At 67.5% G+C, this 9,004-nt stretch carries 9 protein-coding genes; 4 read left to right on the top strand and 5 right to left on the bottom strand.

Features of this window, described 5'->3' with window-relative positions; genetic code table 11:
• Nucleotides 1-134: 134 nt before the first annotated feature.
• The 3 genes from AB0I41_RS34030 to AB0I41_RS34020 all read left to right on the top strand — a co-directional run bounded on the left by AB0I41_RS34030 (nt 135) and on the right by AB0I41_RS34020 (nt 3,635).
• Nucleotides 135-1,112, top strand: a complete 978-nt coding sequence (locus tag AB0I41_RS34030) for a hypothetical protein (protein ID WP_357115257.1) — start codon at nt 135-137, stop codon at nt 1,110-1,112.
• A 213-nt stretch (nt 1,113-1,325) separates the two neighbouring features.
• Complete coding sequence (locus tag AB0I41_RS34025; protein WP_357115255.1) at nt 1,326-1,904, top strand: DinB family protein; 579 nt, start codon at nt 1,326-1,328, stop codon at nt 1,902-1,904.
• A gap of 330 nt (nt 1,905-2,234) precedes the next feature.
• Nucleotides 2,235-3,635 (top strand): hypothetical protein, encoded by a 1,401-nt coding sequence (locus AB0I41_RS34020; RefSeq protein ID WP_357115253.1) that lies wholly within the window; start codon nt 2,235-2,237, stop codon nt 3,633-3,635.
• A gap of 259 nt (nt 3,636-3,894) precedes the next feature.
• On the opposite strand, the gene AB0I41_RS34015 is transcribed toward AB0I41_RS34020, so the two are convergent.
• The 3 genes from AB0I41_RS34015 to AB0I41_RS34005 all read right to left on the bottom strand — a co-directional run bounded on the left by AB0I41_RS34015 (nt 3,895) and on the right by AB0I41_RS34005 (nt 6,102).
• The gene (locus tag AB0I41_RS34015; RefSeq protein WP_357115251.1) at nt 3,895-4,569 is read right to left on the bottom strand and encodes a hypothetical protein; all 675 of its coding nucleotides are present in this window, start codon (nt 4,567-4,569) and stop codon (nt 3,895-3,897) included.
• Nucleotides 4,570-4,817: 248 nt separating this feature from the next.
• Complete coding sequence (locus AB0I41_RS34010; protein WP_357115249.1) at nt 4,818-5,597, bottom strand: hypothetical protein; 780 nt, start codon at nt 5,595-5,597, stop codon at nt 4,818-4,820.
• Nucleotides 5,598-5,727: 130 nt separating this feature from the next.
• Nucleotides 5,728-6,102 carry a hypothetical protein gene (locus AB0I41_RS34005; RefSeq protein WP_357115247.1) on the bottom strand — a complete coding sequence of 125 codons (375 nt, stop codon included), beginning with the start codon at nt 6,100-6,102 and terminating at the stop codon, nt 5,728-5,730.
• Nucleotides 6,103-6,421: 319 nt separating this feature from the next.
• Here AB0I41_RS34005 and AB0I41_RS34000 point away from each other — a divergent pair, with 319 nt between their 5' ends.
• Nucleotides 6,422-7,120 (top strand): hypothetical protein, encoded by a 699-nt coding sequence (locus tag AB0I41_RS34000; protein WP_357115245.1) that lies wholly within the window; start codon nt 6,422-6,424, stop codon nt 7,118-7,120.
• Between the two features lie 418 nt (nt 7,121-7,538).
• Here the strand turns inward: AB0I41_RS34000 and AB0I41_RS33995 are convergent, their stop codons facing one another.
• Nucleotides 7,539-8,690 (bottom strand): DUF2637 domain-containing protein, encoded by a 1,152-nt coding sequence (locus tag AB0I41_RS33995; protein WP_357115243.1) that lies wholly within the window; start codon nt 8,688-8,690, stop codon nt 7,539-7,541.
• On the bottom strand, nt 8,687-9,004 hold a 318-nt coding region (locus AB0I41_RS33990), incomplete at its 5' end, for a BTAD domain-containing putative transcriptional regulator (protein WP_357115241.1). The genes AB0I41_RS33990 and AB0I41_RS33995, both read right to left, overlap by 4 nt.

Below are 9,004 nucleotides of genomic sequence, written 5' to 3'. Positions count from 1 at the left end.
CCCGACACCGTGTGGATCAACAAACCAGCAGCTCAACCCGCAGATCTACAGAACACCTGACCACGAAAACGTCTCACTTGACTTGACAGGTTCCGATCCCGACTGCCTCGCCGAAATGGCTCTATGCTGCTGCGATGCAACCCCGCTTGATCAACCAGGTGTGGCTGCCTGGCATTCGGCATGTTACGCAGGCGACTGGCGTTGGCTGGGCGGTCACCGAGTCCGCCAGCGTCACCGTGAACCTGTTCGACCACGACCTGCGTCGCGTGGCGCGATTTGCGGTGCCTCTCGATGACCCGCCGATGAACGTCGGTGCCACCAGCCAGCTCGTCGCAGCGGGCGATAAGCGCCAGATTGTTGTTCTTGACCACAACGGCGCAGTTCACTGGCGTAGCAGCTGGGATCGACTCGGCGGCAGCGTCACCGTCGGCGCCGGCTTCGACCTGGACGGCGACGACATCCTCTGGGTCCGTCTGGCCGACACCAAGGAACTTGTCGCCATCCACGCCACGACCGGCAAGGAGATCCATCGCACGCCGCTGCCCGGCCCCGAGGCGGCCTGGTTCGTACACCGACTCGTGGACACCTGGACCGGCTTGACGCTGCTCCATCCTGACCCGTCACCCGCCATGCTCATCGGTCTGGACGCCGAACGCATCGTGCTACGACCGTTGGCCGGTGACGACCTCGCCGGTTTCAGCCCGGCAGGCGACCGCTATCTGACCATGGCATTCGACGGCTTCCTGTCCGTCCGCGACGTCACCACCGACACCGTGATCGCGGAGCGACACCTCGAAGATCTGACGGACACGCCACTGAGCTGTCGGTACTTGGACCGGGCGGTGTTCCTCACCGACGAACTGATCCTGATCGCTGTCAGCACCGCAGACCTGCCGGACGACGCCGAAGGCCATCTACTGCTGTCAGCGCGCAGGCTGCGGTGCCGTTCCCAGGTGCGGTACCCGCACACCCACAGAACCGGCTCCATAAACCCCGCGCAGCAGCCAGGCCGATGGCTCACCCGCCATCATGAGGAGGACATGCTTCGGCTGTGGCAGCTCGACGGTCGCCTCGACGATGAGCCGCTGCCGGGCCAAATCGCGCTGCTCTGACCGCACAACGCTGCGCCGGCCATGCCCGTTCGAGGGGAACGCCCGGCGCCCGGATCTGCCGCGGCTTGCGCGCTACCCACCGTTACGGCGGACGTCGACACATGGACATGGCGCAATCAAAAACCGCAATCGCGTGACCGCCACAGAGCCGCGGTTCGGAACGCGGGCGTACAGAGGCATCGCTGCGGGCGCGGCGGTGAGATCCTGGGCGGCATGACAGACCTCGACGCCAAGGCGAATCTCTATCGGTACCTGCGGGAGGCGCGCGAGGCGCTGCTCGGGAAGCTCGACGGGCTGTCGGAGTACGACGTACGGCGCCCGCTCGTGCCGACCGGGACGAACCTGCTCGGGCTGGTCAAGCACGTGGCCTCGGTGACCGCCGGGTATTTCGGCGAGGTGTTCGACCGCCCCTTTCCCGGACCCGTCGCGGGCCTGGACGAGGACGCCGAGCCGATCGCGGACATGTGGGCCGCAGCCGACGAGTCCCGCGACGACATCATCGGCCTGTGGCACCGAGTCTGGGCACACGCGGACGCCACGATCGAGACGCTCCCGATCGACGCGCCCGGCTCGGTGCGGTGGTGGCAACACACGCCGGTGACGCTGCACCTCATCCTCGTGCACGTGCTCGCCGAGCCGAACCGGCACGCCGGGCACGCCGACATCGTGCGCGAACTGGTCGACGGCCAGGTCGGCTGGCGGCGGCCCGGCGACAACGTGGTCGAGGGCGACGAGGCGTGGTGGGCCGCCTACCGCGAGAGGCTGGAATCCACCGCACGCGAGTTCGCCTGAGGACGCGAGGGTCTTCGCGTAACCCCGCAGATGCCGTCCAATTCGTCCGAGAAACCGTTGCATTCTGCCAGCGGCCGTCGCAGCCAAAGGCAAGGTCACATGCACGGATTTGCCGCGAACGGCGCGCTTGCGCTCTGTAACGGAGATCAGTTGGTCGACGCGGACGTGCCGATGAGCGGATGCGGCTGAGAGAGCGCTTGTCGCTTCGGCGGGAGCATGTGGCGGGTCCCTGGCGGTTTCTGCTACGACGTATCAGCGACCGAACGGCCGGAGGCGTCCGCGAAAGCCCGGAATCCAGGGATTGTCATTGTGTGTCGGCTATGGTCCACTATGGCCGTGGAGCTGACCCCAGAGGAGAGTGACCTACTGGTCGCCGGGCTCGGCGTGGTAGGCGACAGGGTGAACCGGGGCGCTGGGCGAGGCGCTCGCCGGGCGGCCAGGTGGATGCGAGCCGACATCTTCGAGACCACCGTGGAACTGCGGCCGCCGTTCCCAACGGCCACCGACCTGGTCGCCCGGACCTTGGACGCCCTGGGTACCCGGACCACCGAGTTGCAGGCCGTGATCGGCAGCGGTGCCATGAACCTGAACCCTGCCGTCGTCACGGTGACGCTGTCGGAAGATGCCGGGAGGGTTATCGCCACCGTCCGTGGCGTGGCCAAGGAGGGCCTGATCCGACAGCGGGCGGGCGAGAAGGCGGCACGCCGGGTCGCGGAGCAGCTGACCGGCCCGTCTGTGGTTCGAGGTCGGGACGGGCATCCTCGTGCCGTGGAGTGGACGGACGACCTGAGGGTGCGCCTTGCTCGCGGAACATCGGTGCGCGCTCTTGTCTTGTATCTGCGGGCGGCCGACGAGGAGGGGGCGCGCCGTCGCGATGTCCTTGCCGTGTTGACCGAGCGGTTCGCGCTGCCGTTCGATGATGCGCGGCTGGCGATGGACCGTGTCGGGGGTGGAGTCGTTCGTGCCGCGTCCGGCAGCGCCGCGAACGAGCCGGACCCCGTCAAAGACCCGCTGGCGTGGACGTCGTACCGGCTCGAACTCGGACTGCCCGTCGACGATGATGCTCTGGAGCCATCGCCGGAGCAGCGGGCGTCGGCGCAGGCTCTGCTGAAGAGAGCGAGGCGTGGCAAGCCCACGCGTGACACCGAGGACGTCGCCGTGGCGCTGGAGGTCGCACGCCTGGCAGTCGCCTCCCAGGAGTCGGATCGGACGCGCTTTCACCTCCTCCTCGAAGCAGCGACGTCGCTATCGGTCGCCGCCGAAGCGTGCATCGTCCGGTTGGGGCAGCAGGCTTGTGCCCCGGAGGGTTCCCAGGAGTGGGTCGACGGTGTCGCCCTCGCTGCGGCTGCCCGCCAGGTCACCGCGAAGTTCGCTGCCCAGCCCGACCCGGAGCTCGAGGAGCGTGGCCTCGCACTGGTGGGACGCATCGTCACCCGCCTGCTGGGCCAATGTCACGCTTTCGTGGGACGAGCGATGATCGAGTCAGCCCGCTGCACCCAGCGAAACGGCGATCCCGATCGAGCTGCCACCCGCGCCCAGGCGGTACTGGCTGACTTCGAGGTTCTGCTCGATCGGTTCGAGGTGGACGCCCCATTCGACGAGCACGTCATCGCCCTTGAGTACCTGCTGGCCGCCGTCGAGCTCATCACCGAGGTGAGAGGCGATTCCACCGAGCTCGCCGTCCTACGCAACCGGACCAAGCACGTGCTTGACCGCTCGTTGACGGACTGAACCCGACCGATAGCAGCAACAACGGGTTCCCGGTCACGAGGCCGGGGCGGTGGCCGAACTTACCCATCGCACGGCGGCGTGGTCAGCGAGACGGGAGGTCATCACCGTCATCACGTGTCCACCGCCACGCACGGACATGCCGCCGATCGAGCGTTACTGTCGGTAGTCGGCTGGCGGATCTGGGAACGCCCGGACTTGCCGAGAAGAGTGCACCCGCTCAGCCGGGAGACCCGGGCCGAGGAGGTACTGAGGCACGGCGTTACTGCAGTGCCCGCGTCAGCTTGAGCAGGTCTTCCGGAGGCAGCCCGCCCGGTCGGCGAACCGCATGTCTACCGTCGCAAAGCAGTACTTCACCTTGCATAGTCCACCGCGTTTCATCCTTGAGCAGTTGCTGAGCGGCCTCCACAGCGATCTCGTAGGAGCACGTGGCGTTGCCGACGGCCAACAGTGCTTCGGCAACTTGTCCCACCACGTCCGTCGGCATATCCGCGTCCCCCAGCGCGCGCAGAAGCAGAAGCAGACGCTGAGCAGTTGAGCCGAGGTGCCCTCGCTCGATCAACCTCTCTGCCTCCGACCAGGACAACCCAGGTCCGTAGAAGCCGCCTTCGACACTCGCCACGCTGATACACCGATCGCCACCAGGCAAAACGACGAGGTCGTAGCCCTCCGTGCCGTGACCATGCCAGGCGACCATCGCGAAGTCTGAAGCCTGGGTTCCGAGCCTGAGCACTGGCCACTTACCGGACTGTTCGATCTCTTCATGCAGATTGTCGATCTGGTCAGTTAGCCAGACCTCTTCACCGCTGCCGAACAGAGCATCGAGGAGGTCCTCCTCAGCCAAGCCGTACATCAGGCTCGCCCAGAAGGTTCGCCGCTCAAGCAACCAAGTCCCATCGGCCAGGATCTCCGGCGGGACGCCGTCGTAGCGACGCAAGAAGTCGACAGCCTCATTGTGATGTAACACAGGCTCATAATCGCAGCGGAGAGCCAACACCGAACATCCGCTTCTGCCCCGCCGATCGGGCGTGACGAAAGGCAGTGTGCCATCACGCAACGTAGTGCTCTTCGCCGTCGCTCAGTATCGGATCTGCCGATGAGCGTGCGTCCGATCTTGGTGTTTGGAGGTCGGTCCGACGTCAGTCCCGGGCGGCTTGCCGCTGCCAGTTGCCGACGTTCGCTGTGTCAGGTCAAGCGGTCGGTACGCGGCACGACCGTGTCGATGGGTTGACTCGGGCTGTTCTCCGCCTCCAGCCACTCGGCCACATTGAACACACTGCCGCAGATGCTGCAGGTGGCTCGGCCGAACAGGTACGTGAGGCCGTCGGCGAGCACGGTTTCGCCGGCGGCGGCGGCGTCGTACATCCATCGGCCGATCCCGGTCAGGTCCCCCGGTGTGACGGGGCGAAGCACGACACGGCGGATGTCGCCGTCGTTGTAGTCTCGGATCGCGGTGTAGTGGCCGTAGTCGCCGATGACGACTGCCAGACTGACGGCGCAGTGCGGGCAACCGAGGTGGTAGTGCTCGTCGGTGAAGTCCAGGCTGATCGTGGCCCAGAACGTAAATCCGGCAAACGCGAGCGTATCCTGCAGCTGCGCCACGAATGCCCGTCCGGTGTGGACCATCGGCCGGTTCTGGGCGACGCGATGCAACGCCATGAGGGCCTCCGCACCGGCGCGAACAATGTCGTCGTATCGATGGCATCGATGCAGGGATCGCACGATCGTCGCGGCCAGCCGCAGTGCCCGAATCTGATGCTCCTCGGCGCCGGACTGCGCCAGCTCGGCGAGTCCGGGCAGCGCGGCGAAACCGGCTGAGCACCAGCATTCGGCCTCGACAACGAGCCGACGCTCGATCTCGTCCCACGCCTCAGCGGTCGGATAGTGCTCGATGCCGTCGAGCAGCCTACCGATCCGTACGCCAGAACCACCCGAGACATCCCGCACCGACCGCCAGTCGATCACAGAAGCATCCAACACCATGTCATCAACCGGGATAAGCGGATCTGCCGCGATCCGCGCGGCACGCAGCGTGACGGCTGGAGCTGCCGCTCGCCATCCGGAACTGCCGATGCCCGGGGCGAACGGCTGGTAGCTACCGGTCGACGTGCCAGCCGACGCTGGCCGGCGGGTGACCGTGATCGACGATGTGTTCCAGGATCGCGAGCGCCTGCACAAGCGGGACGGTGTCGCCGTCGCTGTATGCGTCGGACTGCCCATTGCTGAGGACGAACCCGCCCTGCTGACCGGTTCCGGCCGGGTCGATGGCGTGCTCGCCGGGATCGCCCGGTTCCTCCAGCAGCATGATCAAGGCGCGGGTGCCGTTGCTAACGACAACGAGCAGTCGTCCTCGGTCGTGCTCGAACCACGACTCGAGCATTCCGTGGTCGATCCGTCTTCGAACGACGTCAGCAGCCTGTGCACCGGTCAACGGCGCGTGACGATCCTGCTCGCGCCAGTGGTCATCCATGGGTCGAAACGGTATCCGGCCACCCGCTCGTGATGCACTCTTCTGCCGCGATCCGCGCGTTACGCAGCGTGACTCGACGCCGGTGGGTCGCCGCTCGACCATGTCTAATTGAGCGCGGTGCATGGTGGTGTGGAGCCGGTTGAAGCTGTCGCAAGCGGGGCGTCGCAAGCCGGACCCGCCGACGCCGTGGCTTTGGCATCGATGCCCAGTTCGGCCACAATGCCCCGAAGTAGACCCTTTGGGATGCGGCAGCTTCGAGGCGGAACGCTTGAGGTGACGTCGTTTTGCCGCCGCGGCCTCAAGCCGGAATCATGGCCATATGACCTTGCACGCTTGGCTCAGGCAAGATCATGAGCTGGTACCGGGTACCGAGATCTTCCGCAGCGAACGTCGGTTCGCAATGGAGGCCTACTCCGCAAGCCACGGCCAGTTGCTGCTGCGCAGCAATCCGGTCGACGACGAACACGAGACGACAATCGACCTGCTATTCAAGCCGGTGGAGGCTATCAAAATTCGTGACGGCTATGCGGGGCTGGTCATCAGATGCGCGACCCCTGGTGAAGCGGCCCAGATCATGGCCTCACTGCCTGGCGTTCACCCTGGCCGAGGCGACCGGGTCTTCATGTTGGAGAGCCAAGGCCGATCCGACTACGTCATTAGCATGGCTTTTGGCTGGCATGAAGGCATCCTGCCCCGCGTCCAGGGCAGCTTTTTCAACAGCCCGGACGCCTACCTGCCACGATGGCCTACTGGGCCGCTGTCCGGCGTGAGCGCATGGTTCAACGTCGCCTCCCCCCAGGACCTCGTCGATGCGTTGAGCTCGGACGACCATCAGCAGGCGCGCCGTGACCGATTCCGCTTCGTCTTCGTCCTCATGACCGACGTGGGCGACGAAAACAGGCCGGAGATTTCCGGCGCCGGAGTGTTCCTGACTCGGGCGGACGCCGAGGAGGCCCAATCGCTGCTGGCTCCAAAGGTCGCATTCTGTTGGATCGAGACGCTCCCGGTCGTCATATAGGAAGGCTGAGAGATCAACGACGCCACCACATCCTCTTCTGCCGCGATCCGGGCGGGCAGCCGTCACTCGGTACGTCGCAATCCCAGACCTCATTACACAGAGTGACTGACCGGCGGTGATAATCACCGTGGGTGGGGCCAGTCATGGCCGTCCTGGTGGAGCCGGCTTCCTCCGTCACATCCACTGGTCGTGTCGGGCTGGACACCCGTGGGTGTCCGGCCCGACGTGGCCACGAAGCCCGACTATCCCGCGTCCCTGCCGGCGCTGTCGGGCGCAACCCAGAGCACGAAACAGGGGCTTTTCGTCGTTAGGCCACCCGGATCATTGGCCGCTTGTCAGACGCCCTCTGGGCTGTCGCGCGCTTGGCCGAGGTGGGGGAACCGTGCGCCTGGCGACGGCTGCCGGTCCTCGAGTCCGCTCAAGGCTCGAGGAGTGCCAGCGGTGGAGGGTGTTGGCGAGGGTTCCGTTGAGGTGGGCGTCGCCCGTCGGGTGGAGGTGGTGGCCAGTGGCGGCGGACGGTGCGTTCGGACCTGCCGATCCGTGCGGCGATCTGCGCCGGGTGCAGGTCGGGGTCGCGGCGGTGCCAGTACGCCACTGCGGCGGCGGTGCCTGAGGGCACCGCTTCCTCGTCGCTGCCGGCACCGCTGTGCGGGTGCTTCCCGTCCGCGGGGACGACGTGGGGTGGGGGTGGTGGTGTGGGGCCGGCAGGACCGGTTGCGGGCGCTGCGGCGGGGTGCCGGTCCTGAGTGTTCGGCTCGGCGTCGGTGTGGCGGTGCGCGCCGGCCTGGCCGCCCTCGGGCCGGTCGCCTGCTCCGGCGGTGGTGCTCTGGTCAGCGGGCGCCGGTTCTGGCTGCTCGTCGCCATCCACCCGCTCGTTGTCGCTGACCGGCGGGTCCTGCACGACCGTGGACGCGGGCGGCGTGGCGGGGATGCGTGGCGGTGGGGCCGCAGGGGCCGCTGCGGGCTGGGGTTCCTCGCCCGGCTGTGGAGTGGGGGCGGTGGAGGAGCGTCCGGCGGCAGGATGCGCGACCGGTGGCGCGGCGGCGGTGGGGACGGTGCGGCTCGGATCGTCGGGCCGCGGATGCCCGGCGGCGTCTGGCGCCGGCCCGCTGGTCAGGTGGGGTGGGGTGGCGGCGCGGAGGCGGCCGGTGATCTCGACGAGGCTGACGCTGGCGACCACGACGAGTCCGTCGACGGACAGGGGCAGCAGGTAGGCGGCGGCGGCTTCGGTTTCCCCGTAGCGGGCGGCGACGCCGACCATATGCCAGTAGCTCACCCACCCCGCGATGCCAGCGATCGGCGCGGCGGCGGCCAGCCGCACCACCGCCAGCACCCGATGGTGGGTGGGGACGCGGGAGATCAGCTCGACGGTGAGCATCAGCGCCAGCGGAGGCCACGCCGAGATGACCTGACTGATCAGGTTCGGTCGGGCGTGCAGCACGTTCGCGGCGATCGACGCGGCGACGCCGAGGACGAGCACGGCCCTCACCAGCCACCGCAGGCGCCGCAACTGGCGCAGGTCCACCTCCGTGGTCCGCGTGATGGTTACCGGCACAGCGGTGGTAGTCATGTCGGGGTTTCGCCGTCAACGCGGGGCGGGGGCTTCGGGGCGCGTTTGACCTGGGCGACGAGCCGATCGGACAAGGCCAGGGTGTCGTCGTCGGGCTCGGCGTCGATCTCGGCGAGGGCGCGGGTCAGCCTGCGGCGCAGGGCGCGGATCGCGTCGAGGTGCCCCAGCTCGGCCCGGGCGCGCATTGCCTGCTGGTAGAGGGCCTCGTGGTGCGGGTGGTGGGCGATGGCCGCGTCGAGCACGGTGATCTGCTGCGCCGGTTCACCGGCCAGGGCGGCGGCGAGGGCGAGGTGGGCGTCGAGGGCTTCCTGGCG

The sequence above is a fragment of the Micromonospora sp. NPDC050200 genome (assembly GCF_040656135.1).
Classification (GTDB): Bacteria; Actinomycetota; Actinomycetes; order Mycobacteriales; family Micromonosporaceae; genus Micromonospora.
The sequence above is the reverse complement of the archived record's forward strand: the minus strand, read 5'-3'. Positions and strand labels throughout refer to the sequence as shown.